Origin of the sequence: Citrobacter youngae, assembly GCF_003818115.1 — a bacterium.
GTDB classification, from domain to species: Bacteria; Pseudomonadota; Gammaproteobacteria; order Enterobacterales; family Enterobacteriaceae; genus Citrobacter; species Citrobacter youngae.
The window spans coordinates 1-20,587 of record NZ_RPOI01000007.1 but is presented as its reverse complement, the minus strand read 5'-3'; the positions used below and the strand labels follow the sequence as shown (position 1 = coordinate 20,587).

The 20,587-nt window shown below is 50.3% G+C and carries 15 protein-coding genes; 3 read left to right on the top strand and 12 right to left on the bottom strand.

What is annotated here, in order from left to right:
- Positions 1-181 precede the first annotated feature (181 nt).
- Together proP and pmrR are read left to right on the top strand one after the other, a co-directional pair.
- Positions 182-1,684: a glycine betaine/L-proline transporter ProP gene (proP, locus tag EHN13_RS06145; protein WP_048213872.1), complete on the top strand. Its 1,503-nt coding sequence runs from the start codon at positions 182-184 to the stop codon at positions 1,682-1,684.
- A 156-nt stretch (positions 1,685-1,840) separates the two neighbouring features.
- Complete coding sequence (gene pmrR, locus EHN13_RS06140; RefSeq protein WP_003826741.1) at positions 1,841-1,930, top strand: LpxT activity modulator PmrR; 90 nt, start codon at positions 1,841-1,843, stop codon at positions 1,928-1,930.
- Here the strand turns inward: pmrR and pmrB are convergent.
- The 7 genes from pmrB to melR form a co-directional block, all read right to left on the bottom strand.
- Positions 1,924-2,997: a two-component system sensor histidine kinase PmrB gene (gene pmrB, locus EHN13_RS06135; protein WP_086523823.1), complete on the bottom strand. Its 1,074-nt coding sequence runs from the start codon at positions 2,995-2,997 to the stop codon at positions 1,924-1,926. The two genes, pmrR and pmrB, sit on opposite strands and share 7 nt — an antisense overlap.
- A gap of 9 nt (positions 2,998-3,006) precedes the next feature.
- Positions 3,007-3,675 (bottom strand): two-component system response regulator PmrA, encoded by a 669-nt coding sequence (gene pmrA / locus EHN13_RS06130; protein WP_048213870.1) that lies wholly within the window; start codon positions 3,673-3,675, stop codon positions 3,007-3,009.
- A gap of 4 nt (positions 3,676-3,679) precedes the next feature.
- The gene (gene eptA, locus EHN13_RS06125; protein WP_101742866.1) at positions 3,680-5,317 is read right to left on the bottom strand and encodes a phosphoethanolamine transferase EptA; all 1,638 of its coding nucleotides are present in this window, start codon (positions 5,315-5,317) and stop codon (positions 3,680-3,682) included.
- Positions 5,318-5,464: 147 nt separating this feature from the next.
- Positions 5,465-6,802, bottom strand: a complete 1,338-nt coding sequence (gene adiC / locus EHN13_RS06120) for an arginine/agmatine antiporter (protein WP_048213868.1) — start codon at positions 6,800-6,802, stop codon at positions 5,465-5,467.
- A gap of 127 nt (positions 6,803-6,929) precedes the next feature.
- The gene (locus EHN13_RS06115) at positions 6,930-7,691 is read right to left on the bottom strand and encodes an AraC family transcriptional regulator (protein WP_048213867.1); all 762 of its coding nucleotides are present in this window, start codon (positions 7,689-7,691) and stop codon (positions 6,930-6,932) included.
- A gap of 316 nt (positions 7,692-8,007) precedes the next feature.
- Positions 8,008-10,275 (bottom strand): arginine decarboxylase, encoded by a 2,268-nt coding sequence (gene adiA, locus EHN13_RS06110; protein ID WP_101742870.1) that lies wholly within the window; start codon positions 10,273-10,275, stop codon positions 8,008-8,010.
- A 275-nt stretch (positions 10,276-10,550) separates the two neighbouring features.
- Positions 10,551-11,483 (bottom strand): transcriptional regulator MelR, encoded by a 933-nt coding sequence (gene melR, locus EHN13_RS06105; RefSeq protein ID WP_061067057.1) that lies wholly within the window; start codon positions 11,481-11,483, stop codon positions 10,551-10,553.
- A 268-nt stretch (positions 11,484-11,751) separates the two neighbouring features.
- Between melR and melA the strand changes: the two genes are divergently transcribed.
- Positions 11,752-13,107: an alpha-glucosidase/alpha-galactosidase gene (gene melA, locus EHN13_RS06100; RefSeq protein ID WP_124021045.1), complete on the top strand. Its 1,356-nt coding sequence runs from the start codon at positions 11,752-11,754 to the stop codon at positions 13,105-13,107.
- Positions 13,108-13,161: 54 nt separating this feature from the next.
- On the opposite strand, the gene EHN13_RS06095 is transcribed toward melA, so the two are convergent.
- From EHN13_RS06095 to EHN13_RS06075, 5 genes are all read right to left on the bottom strand, one after another.
- Positions 13,162-13,794 carry a DUF2238 domain-containing protein gene (locus tag EHN13_RS06095; protein ID WP_048213863.1) on the bottom strand — a complete coding sequence of 211 codons (633 nt, stop codon included), beginning with the start codon at positions 13,792-13,794 and terminating at the stop codon, positions 13,162-13,164.
- Between the two features lie 147 nt (positions 13,795-13,941).
- Complete coding sequence (gene fumA, locus EHN13_RS06090) at positions 13,942-15,588, bottom strand: class I fumarate hydratase FumA (RefSeq protein WP_124021044.1); 1,647 nt, start codon at positions 15,586-15,588, stop codon at positions 13,942-13,944.
- 96 nt (positions 15,589-15,684) lie between these two features.
- Positions 15,685-17,025 carry an anaerobic C4-dicarboxylate transporter DcuB gene (dcuB, locus tag EHN13_RS06085; protein ID WP_048213861.1) on the bottom strand — a complete coding sequence of 447 codons (1,341 nt, stop codon included), beginning with the start codon at positions 17,023-17,025 and terminating at the stop codon, positions 15,685-15,687.
- A 753-nt stretch (positions 17,026-17,778) separates the two neighbouring features.
- On the bottom strand, positions 17,779-18,498 hold the full coding sequence (gene dcuR / locus EHN13_RS06080) for a two-component system response regulator DcuR (protein ID WP_048213860.1): 720 nt from the start codon (positions 18,496-18,498) through the stop codon (positions 17,779-17,781).
- Positions 18,495-20,126, bottom strand: coding sequence for a sensor histidine kinase (locus EHN13_RS06075; RefSeq protein WP_048213859.1), 1,632 nt, complete (start codon positions 20,124-20,126; stop codon positions 18,495-18,497). Before EHN13_RS06075 ends, dcuR begins: the two co-directional genes overlap by 4 nt.
- Between the last annotated feature and the right edge of the window lie 461 nt (positions 20,127-20,587).

Genomic DNA, 20,587 nt, shown 5'->3' with positions numbered 1-20,587 from the left:
CCGCCCAATCAGGCGTCAACAGGTTCGGTTGTACTGCTCATTTTCAGTCAGTGTAAGTAAACCTGCTACGCTTGTTACAGGGATTGCGCCTGTGCAATCCCCGCTCGGCGATGACCTTAGCGCATACGGCGTTGGGAGACTCGAACTGTAGCGCGACAGGGCTAAGTCTATGAGGACTGGTATGCTAAAAAGGAAAAAAATAAAGCCAATTACGCTTCGCGACGTCACCATTATTGATGACGGAAAACTGCGAAAAGCTATTACCGCCGCGTCACTCGGTAATGCAATGGAGTGGTTTGATTTTGGTGTTTATGGGTTTGTTGCTTACGCATTAGGTAAAGTGTTCTTCCCGGGGGCTGACCCCAGCGTGCAGATGGTTGCTGCACTCGCTACCTTCTCCGTTCCCTTTCTGATTCGACCGCTTGGCGGATTGTTCTTCGGTATGCTTGGCGATAAATACGGTCGCCAAAAGATCCTGGCTATCACGATTGTGATTATGTCGATCAGTACCTTCTGTATTGGGTTGATCCCTTCGTATGCGTCTATTGGTATCTGGGCACCGATCCTGCTGTTGCTGTGTAAGATGGCACAGGGCTTTTCGGTCGGCGGCGAGTATACCGGCGCGTCGATTTTTGTCGCAGAGTATTCCCCGGACCGTAAGCGTGGATTTATGGGCAGTTGGCTGGACTTCGGCTCGATTGCCGGGTTTGTGCTGGGTGCGGGCGTGGTGGTCCTGATCTCAACTGTCGTCGGCGAAGACAACTTCCTTGAGTGGGGTTGGCGTATTCCGTTCTTCCTGGCGCTACCGTTAGGGCTGATTGGCCTGTATCTGCGTCATGCTCTGGAAGAAACACCTGCATTTCAGCAGCATGTCGACAAGCTGGAGCAGGGCGATCGTCAGGGTCTGCAGGAAGGACCGAAGATTTCGTTTAAAGAAATTGCGACTAAACACTGGCGTAGCCTGCTGGCGTGCATCGGTCTGGTGATTGCGACCAACGTCACCTACTACATGCTGCTCACCTATATGCCGAGCTACCTGTCGCATAACCTGCACTACTCTGAAGATCACGGTGTGCTGATTATTATCGCCATTATGATTGGTATGCTGTTTGTGCAGCCGATTATGGGGCTGCTGAGTGACCGCTTCGGACGCCGTCCGTTTGTGATTATGGGCAGTATTGCGCTGTTTGTGCTGGCCATTCCGGCATTTATCCTGATTAACAGTAACGTTATCGGCCTGATTTTCGCCGGGTTGCTGATGCTGGCGGTGATCCTTAACTGCTTCACCGGGGTGATGGCATCAACGTTACCGGCGATGTTCCCGACACATATTCGCTACAGTGCGCTGGCCGCCGCGTTTAATATCTCGGTCCTGGTAGCTGGTCTGACCCCGACGCTGGCCGCCTGGCTGGTGGAAAGCTCGCAGAACCTGATGATGCCAGCTTATTATCTGATGGTGATTGCGGTGATAGGTTTAATTACCGGCGTGACCATGAAAGAAACCGCCAATCAGCCGCTGAAAGGGGCGACACCTGCCGCTTCGGATATTCAGGAAGCGAAAGAGATCCTCGGCGAGCACTACGACAATATTGAGCAGAAAATCGAAGACATCGATCAGGAAATTGCAGAGCTGCAGCTTAAGCGTTCGCGCCTGGTGCAGCAGCATCCGCGTATTGATGAGTAATCGTGTCATTGCCTGATGGCGCGAGCTTTTAGGCCTACGGGTAGCATTGTACTTTGTAGGCCGGATAAGGCGTCAGCCGCCATCCGGCGCGTGGCCTTAAGGTTGGCTTAATATCCTTCAGGCAAACTCTCCTCCATAGTATCGGAGGAGAGTGTCATGAAAACCCGTATTTATGAAAGTTTGACCACCGTTTGCAGCGTACTGATTGTGAGCAGTTTTTTGTACGTGTGGGTGAGCTCTTACTGATCTTTCTCCAGCACCACCCAGGCGCGAGTGCCACTGGCTCCTGGGCGGTTTTGCAAAAAGAACTGCCCGTGATGTAACTGGGTAATTCGACTGACAATGCTCAGCCCCAGCCCAATCCCGCCAAAACGGCTATCCATACGCACAAACGCTTTGCTCAGTTCCCCACATTTACTTTCATCAATGCCTGGCCCTTCATCTTCGACGGCCATGACGGCATCATGCTCTGTATTCAGGCTAATCGTAATATGGGTGCCTTCCGGGCTGTAGCGATGGGCGTTCTCCACCAGATTTCTCAGCAGCATCCGCAATAGCGTGGCGTCGCCGCGTACGATGACATCCTCTGCGCTCGCCGGTAGGAGCAACGTTTGCTGGCGCTGGTCCAGCATCGTGCTGAGTTCATCGTAAGAGGGCAGAATCACGTCCTCCAGTAGTTTGACGTGCTGGTAGCTTCCGGCCGAAAACGACTGACCCACACGGGCGAGTTGCAACAGCTGCGACACGCTGTCCATCATTTGGTCGAGACGGGTGATGAGCGGCGTAACGTCAACATTGTGGGTTTTTGACAGCAATTCCAGATGCAGACGAACGCCGGATAGTGGCGTTCGTAGCTCATGGGCAACGTCGGCAGTAAACAGACGCTCGTTGTCGATAGTGGTTGTTAGCCGCGTAACCAACTGATTGAGCGCCGTCACCACCGCCTGTATCTCAATGGTGGAGCTACGGATATTAATGGGAGCCAGATTATCCGCTGTGCGAGTTTCTAACTCCTGTTGGAGATCGGCAAGAGGACGGGTAATGCGCCGTACCGCCTGATAGCAAATAATGAGCGTCAGGCTGACCATAAAAATGCCGGGGACGATCAGGCTGGCGATAGCCTCGCGGATCTCATGCATGATATGGCGATCGTTGTTACGGTTTTCGCGTAACGCCTGTTCGAACAGCTGTATTTGCTCGGTGCTTTCGTGCCACAACCAGAAGGTGCTAATCAGCTGGAAGACCAGCAGAATCAGGCCGATCGTCAGCATTAAACGCTGGCGAAGCGGGAGCGGTTGTTTTAGAAAACGCATCAAATTCACTTAGCTTTCCTCAGTAGCGGCCAGCATGTAGCCAAAACCTCGAACCGTGCGAATGCGTGATTTTCCCACTTTATCGCGCAGGTTGTGGATGTGGACTTCCAGCGTATTGGTTGATGGCTCGTTGTCCCAGCTGTAGATGTCGTTATACAGAATCTCCCGGTGTACCGGGCTTCCCGCTTTGAGCATCAGCCGCGACAATAGCGCGTACTCTTTTGGCGTTAAGACAATTTCTTGTCCATCCATCCACACCTGGCGGCGGCCGATATTCAATGTCAGGTTGCCAATGATAATCTCACTTTCACCCTGATTGTTATGCCGACGTAACAGCGCCCGAATGCGGGCATGCAGTTCTTCCAGCGCGAACGGTTTGACCAGATAGTCATCAGCGCCGACATCCAGTCCGGTGATGCGGTCTTTCACGGTGTCGCGGGCGGTCAGGATGAGTACCGGCACGGTGTATTTTTTCTGCCTGATGCGGGTCAGAAAATGCAGGCCATCCTCATCCGGTAAACCTAAATCCAGAACGACAAGGCTGTAATGCCCCGTTTCCAGGCAATGCTCGGCGGCACGGGCCGTGGATACGCCATCGCAGGCGTAGCCTTCCGTTTGTGCGGCAAGTATCAGCCCCTGTAGTAACAGCGTATCGTCTTCAACAATCAGAATTTTCATTCGGTTAGCCTCCCCGGCAGGGTTGCAGAATATCATCTGCCGCTTGGTATTTCTGTGTTTGCACGCCCGTTAATCCCAGCAGGGTTGAGAACAGATTATCCTGTGAGAAATCTTCTGAGCTGGCCCGTTTTTGTAAACATGTCTGAGAGACCTGATAGCGTTGCTGATAATCTTCTGAGAGCCACAACAGCATCGGTACATGTTTTTGTGTGTCAGGTGCAATCGAATACGGCAGACCGTGCAAGTAGACGCCGTTTTCTCCTAAGGATTCACCGTGATCGGAAAGATAAACCAGGCTGGTGGTGAAATTGTCCTGATGCGCTTTCAGTATATTGATCGCTTTATCAACAATATAGTCAATGTACAGGATGGTATTGTCGTAGGTATTCACCAGTTGCTGCTGCGAACAGGTTTGAATTTCGTTGGTATCGCAGGTTGGGGTAAATTTCTTAAACTGTGGCGGATAACGGTTGTAATAGGTTGGACCATGGCTGCCGATGGTGTGCAGCACGATCACGCCGTCGCCCTTCAGGTTATTAATGTACTCTTCCAGCCCGTGGAACAGGACTTCATCGTAGCATTCACCGTTAATACACTGTCCTGGTAAGTTCAGCGCAGTCATATCCTGATGTGGTACGCGGTCACAGGCACCTTTACAGCCGCCGTCGTTATCATTCCACAGAACGTTAATTCCCGCCCGTTGGATGATATCGAGTACGCCTTCCTGGTGGTGAGCCAGCTCTTCATCGTAATGCGCTCGTGGCATGTCGGAGAACATGCAGGGAACGGAAACGGCTGTCGCCGTACCGCAGGACGTTGTATGTGGGAAATAAACGACATCATCTTTTTCCAGCAACGGATTGGTCTGACGTGAATAACCTGACAGAGAGAAGTTGTCGCCGCGTGACGTTTCACCGAGCACCACAATAGTGAGGTTCTTACGTTTTCCTTTCACCATTTCTGGATTACGGTGTGCATCTTCGCCAATACGCACCAGCGGCAGGTTGGCCAGCCTCTGGTGTGAATACCAGGATGACGTTGCCACGATGCTGTTGGACGGGCTGAGGGACTTAACCAGCTCTTTGTTATTACGAAACAGCGATGCGTAATCTTTATAGAAGAAGGCGGCGACCAGCACGATAAGCAGTGCCGATATCAGGATATTCGCAGCGCGATACAACACGCTGCGCAGCACTGGCGTAATGGTTTTGATTCTTATCCAGCAGGCAACGATGGCAGCCAGAATGCCGCTCAGCCCCAGCGTCAGGAGCATTTGCGGCGTCATGAGGGCGAAGGTTTCAGCCGGTGTGGTATCCATCATGTTGGCGATCATCGAGCGGTCGATGATGATGCCGTAGGTCATGATGAAATACTGGGCGGATGCTCCGACCAAAATGAAAATGCACGCGACCAGGCGGTTAAGCCACAGGAAAGAGGCCAGCGTGAGCACGATATTCATGACGCTGAACGCGACAACCGGCATCGATAAGAACACCAGGATATTGCGCAGGGAATCCAGCGGAAGGTCTTGCAGTACCTGTTTGTAGAACGCGATGTTCAGGAAGGTCGCAAGATAAAATGAGATCAGCAATAGCCAGCTGATTTGCCCGAGAGTCGGTCTTTTAAACAGGAGCTTTAACATTAAGGGGGTTCCATCGACTAAGTGGAGCGGATCCTCTCAAAGTAAAATTAAGCCAACATTAAGTTCTTAATGTTAGCAGGTACTGGTGGGGTGTGTGATGCGTAGGCCCGATGCGCTTATGTCATCGGGCAACGACGCTTACAGGCATTAATTATTGTTGGTCGGGGCATCCAGAGGATACGGGTTTTTATGGATCCGGTTGTAATTGAGCGCATACAGTGCGGTGATTACCATCAACATCACGAACGACCACATCACTTCTTTGGCGCCAGAACCCACCACCGCCCAGATGCAGTAGACAAATGCCACAAAGGTCACCAGTAAGTACATCGGACGCGCTTTACCAAAGTGACCGTGGCCCAGCAGCAGCAATGCCGCGCAGGTGTACAGATATGGCACCAGGGTGAAGATAACGGAGACCGAAGAGACCAGACCAAATTCTTTTGCGGCGTTTGGCGACATGCTGCTGAACTGGAAGAGGGTCATCAGGATCCCGACGATGATTAGCCCGGCAACCGGTGTTCCCGCCTTGTTGACGCGAGCGAAAATCGGTGGGAACAGGCCGTCATCGGCTGCCGCTTTTGCGGTCTGGCCGGCCAACAGTGTCCAACCACCCAGTGAGCCAAGGCACCCAGCCGCTGCACAGAAGGAGACAATGGCCCCAGCGGTATCACCCAGTGCCATGCGTGCAGCATCACCAAACGGTGAGGCTGACACCCGCAGCGCAGCGTTAGGGATCATACCCATAATCGCCGTAGTTGAGAGAACGTAGCAGACGGCGGCAATCAGTACCCCGCCAATGGTGGCGATAGGGACGTTACGTTTCGGGTTTTTAACCACACCGGCGGCAACGGAGGCGCTTTCAACCCCAATGAACGACCATAAGGTTACGTTTAAGGTGCTTTGGATGGCGCCGAAGGTATTCATGCCGCTGACGTTCCAGGCCGCCATATAGGTTTCACCGCGGAACCAGAACCAGCCGAAGACGGCAATACCGACAATGGGCACCAGTGCCAGTACTGTCGCAACGGCCTGCACGCGAGTGATCATTTTTGGACCGACAATATTCAGCAAGACGAAAACCCACAGTACAACGACACAGGTGAGCGTCAGAACCAACGGATCTTTTAAGATAGGGAAGAAGTAGCTCAGGTAACCGACGCCAATAACGACCATGGCGATGTTACCAATCCAGCAGGCCAACCAGTACAGCACGTTGGTCTGGTAGCCTAAAAAAGGACCGAAACAGCGGCGGGCATAAGCGTAAGAACCACCGGGACTGGAGTCTAAGGACGACATTTTGGCGTACACCATCGACAGTGCCAGCGCACCGATAATAGTGACCAACCATCCGTAGATTGCAATCCCGCCAGTTGACGCCAGGTTTGCGGGTAGCAGGAATACACCGGAACCCATAATATTCCCCGACACCATAAGGGTGACGGGGATTAAGCCCACTTTGTGAGCATCAGCATCCGTCGACATATTTTTTAACTCCTGATAAGGATAAATGACGTCACATCATACCTCTTCAGAAGACTATTTTATGATGGCGGAACAGGGGTATCGCCAATGCTGATATTATTATGGCTCATCGCTAAATGATCAAAAATCAGGCAGCGGAGGGTTCCCGATGTTGACTGACATAATGCAGTGGCGTCATTCCATAGAACTCTTTGAAGACGGAGATAAAGTATGAAGTACTGTTATATCCGCACAGCTGAGATACCTGTGAAATGTTTTTCCCGTCCATCATTAATTGATTGACGGCATAACGCATACGACACGTGGTTATTATTTGACTGTAACTTGTATTTTCATTTTTTAGCTTTTTCTTTAACAAACTGGGACTCAGGCATAAGCAACTGGCGACCATGCTTAAATTCCAGTCTTTATGAATATCGCTCTCAATGATGTGGTAAACGCTGTCGCTGATGCGATTGCGTAACATATGCATAAGTAGGGAGATAAACTTTTTGCTGTCGAGAAAACGCGATAATACGGTGAACAGTAGCGAACGGGTACGCTCATTTTCGCCTTCGTTTTGCGTTTCCATCACGCTGTGTTGAGCGGCAACCCGAAAGACATCCGGCGTCAGGCATACGGCGGTCATCACCGGATTGGCGCTACGTTGCCAGAGAGGGAACTGTGAAAGATCTTTATTTAAAAATCGTAGATAGTCTTTAATGACATCGCGACTGATATGTACGACCAGTGCGTTATTAAGTGAAGAAAAATCGATAATATTATTATCACACGCCACCAGAGCCATGTGGTTAGCTTTTAAACTGATGGCTTCTTTACCGTTAATCCTTAACCAAACATCTTTCTCCGTTAATACAACAACACAAGCTTCTTTGCTGCAAAGCCTCATACCCAAACTCCCGGAATATGAACATCAAATACCGTAACTCAGCACCTGCTGAGTAATCGCGGCTAAAAAAAAATTGTATGATGAATCAAGACAAGCGATAAAATAGCGTGATTTTTAGTAATTACAATATCTGTAGGGATTCTTGGCATGTACATAATTTTTTACGCAAGTGGCAACGTACTATTTGCGTATAAAAAAAGCGCGGGGTGGTCCCGCGCAAAAGGTATGACAATGTTATTGTTTTGCAGCAATACTCAGGAATTACTCAACTATCACACGTCAACCTTATAAAAAATAGACTATCTAAAAAACGACATTAGGCTTTCACGCACATGACGTGATACACACCGTCAATAATTTCCGTTCCTTCGGTTTCATGTTCAAAGCCAGGAAAATGATGATCCCAGGATTGCAACGAACGTAGATAACTAATCTGCGGGCTGTTGGCATCGCCAAAGTTTTCCCCGGACAGCAGCATTGGAATTCCCGGTGGGTAAGGAATGACGGAGTTGGCTGCGATACGACCCGGCAGATTTTCAATCGCCACCATCTCAACGTTATCGCTGACTATCGCGTTATAGGCTTCACGCGGGGTCATTTCAGCAACAGGCAGGCCAGAGTAGGCCGCATTGAGTCGGCTACCTGGGTTATTTTCTTTCAGCCAGGCGAACATGGTGTCGCCCAGATCGTGAATACCCATGTTTGCGTAAGTGTCAGGATGTTCCTCTACCAGTTCCGGCATCACCTGTGAGAGCGGAGTATTGGCATCATAGTGGTGTTTGAAAGAGCACAGTGTGTTTATCAGCGTGCCCCATTTACCACGGGTGATCCCCATTGAGAACAAGAACATAATCTGGAAATCGGTGGTACGGGTCGGTACGATGCCGTGGCGGCTAAGCCAGGCGGTAACCAGCGCCGCCGGAACACCGGTCTGTTCCAGTTCACCATCATCACCCATACCTGGCGCCAGAATACTGACTTTAATGGGGTCCAGCATGCTCCAGTTATCTGGCAGGTCTTTAAACCCATGCCAGGATTCACCGGGGCGCATTACCCAGCAGTTCTGGTCGGTCGTCAGGAGTTGGGTTGGCGCATCGGCAAAGTCATAGGTTTTGCCGGTCTGCGGATCGGTAACCACCTCTTTGTTCCACGGTTTGAAGAACCAGTCGCCCTCAGCCGTGAATTCTTTGTACAACCGTGCCATCGCCTGACGGAAATCGACGGCTTCATCGATCACTTCCTGGGTGAGCGACAGGCCACTGTTACCGTCCATCATGGAAACTGCCACGTCGTTTGATGCACAGATGGCATACAGCGGAGACGTGGTGGCGTGCATCATGTACGCCTGGTTAAAGCGGGAGAAATTAACCGCGCCACGGCCTTCACGGACGTGAATGTAAGATGCCTGAGAGAGCGCATTCAGCAACTTATGGGTCGAGTGGGTGGCAAAAACGGTGGGGCCGTTATGGTCGCCAGGTGCACCACGCATAGCGTAGTGATCGGCATAAATCGGGTTGAAACGCGCATAGCCGTACCAGGCTTCATCGAAATGAATGCGATCGCTGGTCTGGGCTAGCAGGTCTTGCGCCTCTTTTGCGTTGTAGCAGACGCCGTCATAGGTGCAGTTGGTTACAACGCTATATGACGGTTTCTGTCCGGTTTTGTCTTTTGTCAGTGGGCTTTCGCTGATTTTTCTCTGCAATGTTTCGGGCTGCATTTCCTGCGGGTAGATAGGCCCGATAATGCCGTAGCGGTTGCGGCTTGGTACCATGTACACCGGTTTTGCCCCGGTAAGAATGAGCCCTTGTTCAATGGATTTATGGCAGTTACGGTCCAGCACTACCACATCGTTATCAGTCATGCATGCCTGCATGATGGTGCGGTTAGAGCCAGAAGTACCGACCACCACGGACCATGAGTGGTCAGCGCCGAAGACACGTGCGGCATATTTTTCGCTTTCACCAAACGCGCCAGTATGGTCAAGCAGTGAACCCAGTGATGCGCGTTCAATACCCATGTCGCTACGGAATAGGTTTTCACCGTAGTAGTCATGATAGAAACGACCGGCCGGCGTTTTAGTAAATCCCACGCCGCCCTGGTGACCAGGGGCTGCCCAGGAATATTCGTGAATGTCACTGTATTTCATCAGCGCGCTGAACAGCGGTGGTAACAGCTGTTGGCGGTAACGGGTCATCGCAGCAACGGCGCGCCCGGCGATAAAGTCAGCGGTATCTTCAAGAATCCAGGCGAATTCATCGACAAGCTCCAGCAGATCGCGATCCAGCGATGCGGTGGCTTTTTCCCGATCGCCCAGCAGGAAAACGGGGACGTTTTGCTGGCGTTCATGGAGCTTGCCGATCAATTGCCTGACATTCAGGTGTTCATCTTGTTGTTCCATTTGATAGCTGAACATCAGGCAATCAATGGCTTCATTTGCCGCGAGGATGGCATAACCATCGTCGAATGAGGTGGATTTAATGACGGTAACATTTTGGCGACTTAAGGCATCTGCCAGACGCTCAACAGCGCTACCAACCCAGGTGTCCTGATGCAGAAACTCACTTTCAACAATTAATACTTTCATCATCTTTTACCCGGTAGTGGAGAGGTTGCAATTTATGGATTGCAGACACACCGTATGAATGTGACGCAGGCAAGTATTATCCTGACAAATTGGGCTGTAAAGTGGCTGATAAATGAGCGTATTTTGTTTTTATTCCTTTATAAACAAATAATTAATATTCATCGAAGGCAATTTTTCAGCATTGTTTATCGACAGGGGAATTATTTTTTTGGCTGATACTGATATTGCCGAATGGGGTGTGCTGTCAGTGGGCATGTGTTTGCGCCATCCGACGCTTATCCGGCTATCGATTGTCGATGTTGCTGGCTCAGTTTGCGGTACTGCTGTGGTGACATGCCGACAAATTTGCTGAAAGTATCGTAAAAACGACTGCTGGAGCGAAATCCGGCGGTAAGGGCGACGTCCAGAATGGTTTTATCAGTGTCGCTCAGCAATGCGCGAACGTGGTTGATACGCATCGCGGTAATGTACTGCTTCATGGTGAGTTGCATCACACGCTGGAAAATCCCCATTGCATAGTTGGGGTTGAGCTTCACGTGCTCCGCAACATCGTTGATGGTGAGCGCCTGATCGTAGTTGTCGGCAATAAAACTGAGCATTTGACTCACGTAAAACTGCGCGTGACGTGAAACGCTGTTTTTGTGCGTGCCCGCGGTTTTATTGACCAGGACGGGCTGCCAGCCGGAGAGGCTAAACCGCTTGAGCATCAGGCTAATTTCATCGATGGCAAGCTGGCGAATCTGTTCGTTCGGGCTGCTTAGCTCCTGTTGCCAGCGCTGAACTTCAAAGGTGCTCAACTGCTGAGAGGCCTGTGATTTGATGACCATGCCATGAGTGACGTGGTTGATCAGCTCACGGTCCAGCGGCCAGGAGAGAAACAGGTGCATGGGTAAATTAAAGATAGCCATGTTCTGGCAGGCGCCAGGTCGTATTAACTGGTGCGGCGTACAGGCCCAAAACAGGGTGATATGGCCCTGTTTTATCTGCACCACTTCGTTATTGATCAGGTATTCCACATCGCCGTCGAACGGTACGTTAATCTCCACCTGTCCATGCCAGTGGCTGGTGGTCATGGCGTGCGGTGCGCGTAGTTCGATATCGAGACGTTGATATTCCGAGTACAGCGACAGTGGGCTACGGGTTTGTTTCTCATCGCTGTTACACATGTGCGGATCGGGGGGAAGCGCTGAGATTGGCGGCGTGGTCATGGTAACTCCAGTTCCTGATTGTTCAGAATCATGCCATTTTTCAGCGGATAAGACTGCGAATCGGCGCGCAAATCAGGTCACCATTACCGGGTAGTGTGCTTTTTTGAACCCGTATACTCTGCTTTTCGGCAAAAATTATCCCAGAAACTCAGTTTTCGGCCGAACGAAAAGGCGAACTGAGTTTCTGGGAGTACTCGGTACAGAAGCCGGACGTTTTTCTTGCGTCCTCATGCCACCATGGCGTCATCACCCCACGTTCTGGAGAGTCATGATGTCTGCACCCAAAATTACTTTTATCGGCGCGGGATCGACGATTTTCGTGAAGAATATTCTCGGAGATGTCTTTCACCGCGATGCGCTGAAATCCGCACATATTGCTTTAATGGATATCGATGCAGCCCGCCTGGAAGAGTCGCATATTGTGGTGCGTAAGCTGATGGACTCGTCTGGCGCTTGCAGCCAGATCACTTGCTATACCGATCAAAAAACGGCATTGCAGGATGCCGATTTTGTAATAGTCGCTTTCCAGATTGGCGGTTACGAGCCGTGTACCGTGACCGATTTTTCCGTGTGCAAACGCCACGGTCTGGAACAAACGATAGCCGACACATTGGGGCCTGGTGGCATTATGCGCGCGCTGCGTACGATTCCGCATTTATGGCAGATTTGCGAGGATATGACCGACGTCTGCCCGCATGCCACCCTGCTTAATTATGTTAATCCCATGGCGATGAACACCTGGGCAATGTATGCACGCTATCCGCATATTAAACAGGTTGGGTTATGTCATTCGGTGCAGGGAACGGCGGAAGAGTTGGCGCGGGATCTGGATATTGATCCTGCTTCTTTGCGTTATCGCAGCGCCGGGATCAACCATATGGCGTTTTATCTGCAACTGGAGCGTAAAACGGCTGATGGGACCTATGTCGATCTCTATCCGGAACTGCTGGCAGCTTATGCAACAGGCCAGGTGCCGAAACCGAATATCCACGGCAATACTCGCTGCCAGAACATTGTGCGTTATGAAATGTTCAAAAAATTGGGGTATTTCGTCACCGAGTCGTCGGAACACTTTGCTGAATACACGCCGTGGTTTATCAAACCGGGTCGTGAAGATCTGATTGAGCGCTATAAGATTCCGCTGGATGAATATCCGAAGCGCTGTGTAGAGCAACTGGCGAACTGGCATAAAGAGCTGGAAGAGTACAAAACGATGGCGCGCATTGATATCAAACCGTCAAGGGAATATGCCAGCACAATCATGAACGCTATCTGGACCGGAGAACCCAGCGTGGTGTATGGCAATGTTCGTAACGACAACCTGATCGATAACCTGCCGCAGGGTTGTTGTGTCGAGGTGGCTTGTTTGGTTGATGCCAATGGTATTCAGCCGATAAAAGTGGGGGCTCTCCCGTCTCATTTGGCGGCGATGATGCAAACGAATATCAATGTTCAAACCCTGCTGACGGAAGCTATTCTGACGGAGAATCGCGATCGTATTTATCACGCGGCGATGATGGATCCGCATACCGCTGCGGTATTAGGGATTGAAGAGATTTATGCGTTGGTGGATGATCTGATTGACGCGCACGGTGAGTGGTTGCCGGCCTGGTTGCATCAATAAGGTCCATCTTGCGTCTGCCGGATGAACGTTATCGACATCCGGCAGTATGTATATTTAGTTGGCGATTACCAGTCCGTAGCGACGCAGCTGTGCACAGTGAACTCGCGCCAGTACAAGCACTGTCGTTAGCGCGCCGAGCAGGGCGCAGAACATATCCGACTGGGTATCCCATGGATCGCCCTGCGTACCCAGGAAGTCATCTGCGCCTTGCCCCATCGCCAGTGCCGCCCACCATTCAATGAGCTCATAGGTGGCGCTGATTGCCAGTGCTACGCAGCAGACTAAAAACGCTAACATCTTGCGGCCGCGGACAATATTGCCGCGGACTAAAATCTCTCTTGCCGTCAGCGCTGGCACCAGTCCCTGGAAAAAATGACCCAGTTTGTCATAGGGGTTGCGACTGAGATCCAACCACGCCTGCACTTCAAAACCAATGGGGACTTTGGCATAGGTATACATGCCGCCAACCATCAAAATGATGGCATGAAAGAAGATAAGCGTGTAGAGCATGGGAGTCAGCGGGTAGCGCTTCATGGTGGCGAGCAGCAATGGCACAACAATAATGACCGGCGTCACTTCCATCAGCCAGGTCAATTTTTCGGTGGCACAGAAGCCAGTGTAGATAAGGATCAGCGCCAGCACTATAGCGCCAGTGTTCAGTATTACAGGATTCAGTGTGCGGAGCATGGCGAATTCACAAGTAATGGAAAATATTACTATTCACTGTGAACGGCAAAAATTCAACGCCAGTTAATGGGGGGATAAAGTTGGCCCGGGGGGATCACTGGGCTGGCCCCAAAAATTTGGTGTCAGTCCAGTGCCGGGCCGAATAGGTTACTTCGCGCAGTTAGCGCATTGTTTGCTCACGATTTGCTGGAAGAAATCGTTGCCTTTGTCATCGACCAGGATGAAAGCAGGGAAATCTTCAACTTCGATTTTCCAGATAGCTTCCATTCCCAGCTCTGGGTATTCCACGCATTCCAGATGCTTAATGCTCTGTTGCGCCAGTACAGCTGCCGGACCACCGATGCTACCTAAGTAGAAGCCGCCGTGTTTATGGCAGGCGTCGGTCACTTGTTGGCTGCGGTTACCTTTCGCCAGCATGATCATGCTGCCGCCATGGGACTGCAGCAGGTCAACATAGGAGTCCATACGACCCGCAGTGGTTGGACCCAAAGAACCGGACGGGTAACCTGCCGGCGTTTTCGCCGGACCCGCGTAGTAGATCGGGTGATCTTTCACGTACTGCGGCAGACCTTCGCCGGACTCGATACGTTCTTTCAGCTTCGCGTGGGCGATGTCGCGACCCACAATGATTGTACCGCTCAGCGACAGACGGGTGGATACCGGGTACTGAGAAAGCTGGGCAAGGATCTCTTTCATCGGACGGTTAAGGTCGACTTTAACCACTTCTCCTTCGCCGGCCTGGCGCAGAGATTCCGGGATGTACTGGCCTGGATTATGTTCCAGTTTTTCGATCCAGATACCTTCGCGGTTAATCTTGGCCTTAATATTACGGTCTGCGGAGCAGGAAACGCCCATGCCTACCGGGCAGGATGCGCCGTGGCGAGGCAGTCGAATCACGCGGATGTCGTGAGCGAAATATTTCCCGCCAAACTGGGCGCCGAGGCCGAGTTTCTGGGCTTCTTCCAGCAGTTCTTGTTCCAGTTGCAGATCGCGGAATGCCTGACCGTGAGCGTTACCTTCAGTCGGCAGCGCATCATAGTAGTGTGTGCTGGCCAGTTTCACCGTTTTGAGGGTGCTTTCTGCTGACGTACCACCAATTACAAATGCGATATGGTACGGCGGGCAAGCTGCAGTCCCCAGCGTACGCATTTTCTCAACCAGGAAGTTTTTCAGTTTGCCGGGAGTCAGCAGTGCTTTCGTTTCCTGATACAGATAGGTTTTGTTGGCAGAACCGCCGCCTTTTGCCACGCACAGGAATTTATATTCGTCGCCGTCCACGCTGTACAGGTCGATTTGCGCAGGCAGGTTAGTGCCGGTATTCACTTCTTTGTACATATCCAGCGCCGCGTTTTGCGAGTAGCGCAGGTTATCTTCAATATAGGTATTAAATACGCCTCTGGAGAGCGCCGCTTCGTCACCGCCGCCGGTCCAGACACGTTGACCTTTTTTACCCATGATAATGGCCGTGCCGGTATCCTGACAGGTTGGCAATATGCCTTTGGCGGCAATCTCGGAGTTTCTCAGGAATTGCAGCGCAACATACTTATCGTTTTCGCTGGCTTCAGGATCATGGAGTATGGAGGCGACTTGCTGTTGGTGTTCAGGGCGAAGCATGAAGGAGGCATCGTGGAAGGCTTGCTGGGCCAGTAGCGTAAGTGCTTCAGGCGCTACTTTCAGGATTGACTCGCCTTCAAACTCGCCGACGCTGACGTGATTGGATGTCAGCAGGTAGTACTCAGTTTTGTCTTCCCCCAGTGGGAAAGCCGCCTGGTAAGTGAATTCAACTTTTGACATTTGCTTCCAGCCTTTTCATTTTTATCAGGAATTTAAAAATTCTCTGCGTCTTAACGGTGGCGTGCCGCACCATAGCGGACGGCACGCGAAGTGTGATTACAGGAAACCGTACATTGCGGCGAAGACCCAACCAAAGACACAGGATACGCTTACGCCGATCAAACCAGGCAGAATGAAGCTGTGGTTGATAACGAAACGGCCAATGTGGGTGGTACCTGAACGGTCAAACTGAATAGCAGCCAGATCGCTCGGGTAGGTCGGCAGAATGTAGTAACCGTAACAAGCCGGAGCAGAAGCAACGATGTACGCTGGATCAACCCCGATAGCCAGTGCGACTGGAACGATAGCGGCCAGCGCTGCAGCCTGAGAGTTTACAAACTTGGAGACTAACAGCAGGACGATCGCATAGGCCCACGGATGTTCTTTCACCATCTCGCCCAGTACGCCCTGAATTTCAGACATATGCGCACCGAACATGGTTTCGGCCATCCAGGCAATACCGTACACCGCAACAATCGCGATCATACCTGAACGGAAGACTTCATTTTTTGAGATAGATGCGGGATTCGTTTTGGTTAAGATGATAATCAATGCGCCAGTCAGCAGCATGAACATCTGGATAACCAGGACCATTGACAGCGGTTTGCCACCAAAAGAAGGGCGCAGTTCAGATACTGCACCGAGCACGGCAACAACGGCGATGGCAGCGAGGAAGATCCACATTGCCAGCCAGTTACTTTTCGGCAGTTTTTTGTCTAACAGTGTTGCCGTGTCGCCATACACATAGTGATGGTTTTCAGGTACGGAAATAAACTTCTGGAACTCTTCGTCTTTATCCAGATCTTTACCACGGAACCAGCTGAAAATACCGATAGCCAGGATACCCAGCAGGGTAGACGGAATGGTGATGCCAAGCAGGTCGAGGAATTCGAGGTGCTTGCCTTCAAATGTCACGTTACCCAGCATCGCAACCAGCGAGACAACGGCTACAGAAACCGGACTGGCGATAATCCCCATCTGTGCACCGATAGAACTCGCCGCCATTGGGCGTTCCGGGCGAATATTGTTCTTAATGGCGACGTCATAAATGATCGGCAGAATGGTGTACACCACGTGGCCGGTACCGCACAGGATAGTCAGGGTACAGGTAACAAATGGTGCTACGATAGAAACGTATTTTGGGTTACGACGCAGCAGCTTTTCAGCAATTTGCAGCATAACGTCAAGACCGCCGGAGGCTTGCAAAGTTGCAGAAGCGGCCACCACGGCAATAATAACCAGCATTACATCAACAGGGGGTTTACCCGGCTGGAGATGGAACACGAAAACCAGAATAACCAGGCCGATACCGCCTAACAAACCCAGCGCGATACCGCCCTTTCTGGCACCATAAAACAAACATATTAATATTATGAGAAGTTGTATACTAAATAACATTTTATTTACCCTCGCGAAAAACCCAGTCAATTTTTTGAAAAATGGATCTGTGGCACATTCTTTTTTGCCGGAATAAGCATCAAAAAATGGTCAGTATTCGATATGTCCGTATTTGCGATTAATGTTTAAATGTCTGGCTAGAATGTATTTATAACTTTTTGGAAATATTTAGCTTTTTTCTATGGCATTGATCAGAGGAGAGAATCCTCAGGCGATGGGAAGTAGGGCTGGTTATGAAGCGCTGCGGCTGACGCTGTAGTTGGGCTGGCTTACACCGGTTTTCCGGGGGCTGACCGTTGGTTCTACATTGTCCGCTATTACGTAAAACACCGGTATACCAGGTGAGTGTATTCTTTATGTGATCGCGGTCACGCCATGTCATGTGGTAATGAGTCTGGCGTACGGATACGTTTATTTGCTCACAAAAATGTACGGTGTCCATAGTACGTAGCATGGTCTCCATTGCTACCAGTCTAGATTTTTATGTCTGATGAAATTCAGACTAATCCTTTAGGAGTAAAAATACACACTCTGTGAGTTAGTTAATACTTAATTAACTTTTGTTAGCGATTTTGAAATTAAAAACAGTGTGATGTTTATCAATAACAAAATAATGAATTTAACATGTTTGATACAAATATATTTGATCTAACGCAAATTAACTATTTATCTGTTTTAGCGGGATGAAAAGGGATTTTTCATTATTTTAATAATTGTTACTTTTATATAACGAATAATCCCTGGGGGAGCGTTTTATTGGCAGTATTGTTTAAGTAATGAGTAATGCTCAGCCTGAACGCGGTAGCGGTAAACCGGTCGGCCAGTAACACCATAATGGATACTGGTAAATAAGATATGACAATTGACGAGCCAGATAAGGTATTTACGGCATGAGACCCGGGAGATATTGACCTCGTTCGCCAGTTCATCCGTGGAGAATTCCTGGTCCTGGTGCTCATCAATCCACTGGCACAGCGTACGTAACGTTTGTGGTGTCAGCCCCTTGGGTAAGCGCCGCGTTTCCTGCTCGCTGGAAGAGCTACCATGAATCAGTTGGTCAAGCTCTGACTGTTCATAGTACTGATGCTTCTCCATATCCGTTTTCTTCTGCAGCCAGTTGGTTAAGGCTTCTTCAAAGCGTGAGGCCTGAAATGGTTTGATCAGATAATCAACGACACCGTAGTGGAGTGAGTCTTTAATGGTTGTCGCATCGGCGGCGGAGGAGATGACGATGACATCACATTTACAGCCTTCGCTGTGCAGAATGGGTAACAGGTCCAGACCGTTTTCTTTCTGCATATAAATATCCAGTAGAATCAGGTCAATACGATGTTCGCCATGAAAGATGATCTCTTTGGCTTTTTCGAGAGTAGAGGCCGTTCCGCAGCAATGAAAACCAGACAGCTGCGCGACATAACGGCGGTTTAACTCCGCTACCATTGCATCGTCATCGACAATTAAGACATTGATCATCTGCTGGCCCTCTCACCATTCCACGGTAACTGTACAAAAAATTGGGTGAAGACCCCAGGTTCGGATTCGACGGAAATATTGCCGCCAACGTTTTCAACCTGCTGTTTCACAAGTGCTAAACCGACGCCTCGTTCGGTTCCTTTTGACGAGACGCCCTTCTCAAAGATGTGGTCAATGCGTTCGGGGGCGATCCCCGGACCATCGTCATTCACTTCGCAATGCAACCAGCCGTGTCGATAATGTAAGGATACGCTGATCTCACCCCCCGGTTCTTGACCTAGCGCCTCCAGGGCGTTTTCAATCAAATTACCCAGCACGGTGATCAACACCGCCACCTGATCTTCATTACTATTTTCCGGCAACTGGCTTTCATTACTAATGATCAGGCTATGGCCTAAATCAGATGTGCGATTAATCTTACTGAGTAAAAAGCCCGCGATCACCGGTGATTTTATTTTGCCTAACAGTGAGCCAATCTCTTCCTGATAATTGTTGGCCGTCTTAATGATATAATTTTCCAACTGCTTATAACTTTTCAGGTGCAATAATCCCAGAATCACGTGTAACTTGTTCATGAATTCGTGGGATCGTTCACGAAGTGCATCGGCATAGTTAACCATACCGTCCAGACGTTGCATGAGTTTTCGGACTTCAGTCTTGTCTCTGAACGTTGAAATTGCCCCGATGATTCTGCCATTGCTGAGTACTGGAACGGTGTTGATTAAAAGCAGCCGGTCCTTCACCGTGATCTCCTCATCACGGCGTGGTGTTCCATCACGTAGCACCTGCGAAAGATCAACTACCTGAGACCATGCATGGCTGAGTGTGGAGAGTTGGGCATCATCCTGCGACTTTCGGTAATCCAATAGCTCCTGGGCGGCCTGGTTTATTAGCGTGACCTCACCACTATCATCAACGGCAATGACCCCCTCCTTTATAGAGTGCAGCATCGCCTGGCGCTGTTCGAACAGGTTGGATATTTCATAAGGCTCCAGACCAAACAGAATGCGTTTGAGAACCTTCACCAATACCCAGGTACCTAGTAACCCAACCAGAACACCAAATAAGATAGACCAAAAGATACTGCCGCGGCTGTTATTGATCTGTTCGGTGACCCTGCTTAACTCGAGACCGATCGACACAACCCCAATCTGCTGGTGATGATCGTCATAAATAGGGGTGAAAACGCGTAGCGCTTTAGCCAGAAAGCCGCGATTAATGGCAACGTTCTCTTTGCCCTGTAACGCCAACAGGATATCGTCGCCTTTAAACGGTTGGCCGATACGTTGTGCTTCAGGGTGCGAATAACGAATGCTTTTCATATCCGTGACAACGATGAATAAAAAATCGTTGCGCTTATTTACCGCTTGAGCAATTGCCTGGATGCCGCTGTCCTCAGGCTTTTTCTTGAGCCCCTCGCGGATTTCAGGAGAGTTTGCCAACGTTCGCGCGACCGCAAGCGCTTTGTCTGCTAAGGCATCACGTGTCGTGTTGCTGATTTGCGAGAAGTAAATCAAATGAACGACGAGCAGCACAGAGAAGAGGACCGCGCTGACCATGAGGATCACGGTTGTGCCGAGTTTCATCGGGCGTTTGCGTATAGCCGTTCGTTGCAGAGGGTGTCTCATCGCCGTCCTGGAATCACTGTTTGTGCGGGTATTATCGCCCGATGAGGTACGTAATTCAAAGGTAGTAGGGGGATTCGGGCATTCCCGCCGCCATCCCTTCTTATATATGTAGTAGAAAATGGGCATCCGTTATTTTCTTTCTATATAGAAAAGAGGATTCAATGTTGGTTTCTTCTTTTTCCGGGATGTGATGCAGGAAATATTGACGGCTTTGTGGATAACTCTGTGTGTAAATGGGTATAAGGCGGGGTTCTGCTGGGGATTGCAGCAGTCAGTCATTTTTCTGTCATTTAAGGGTTGCGGGCTGAGGGAAACTCCCTATAATGCGCCTCCATCGACACGGCGGATGTGAATCACTTCACACAAACAGCCGGGCCGGTTGAAGAGAAAAACCTGAAAATGAGGGTTGACTCTGAAAGAGGAAAGCGTAATATACGCCACCTCGCGACAGAGCGCTAAAG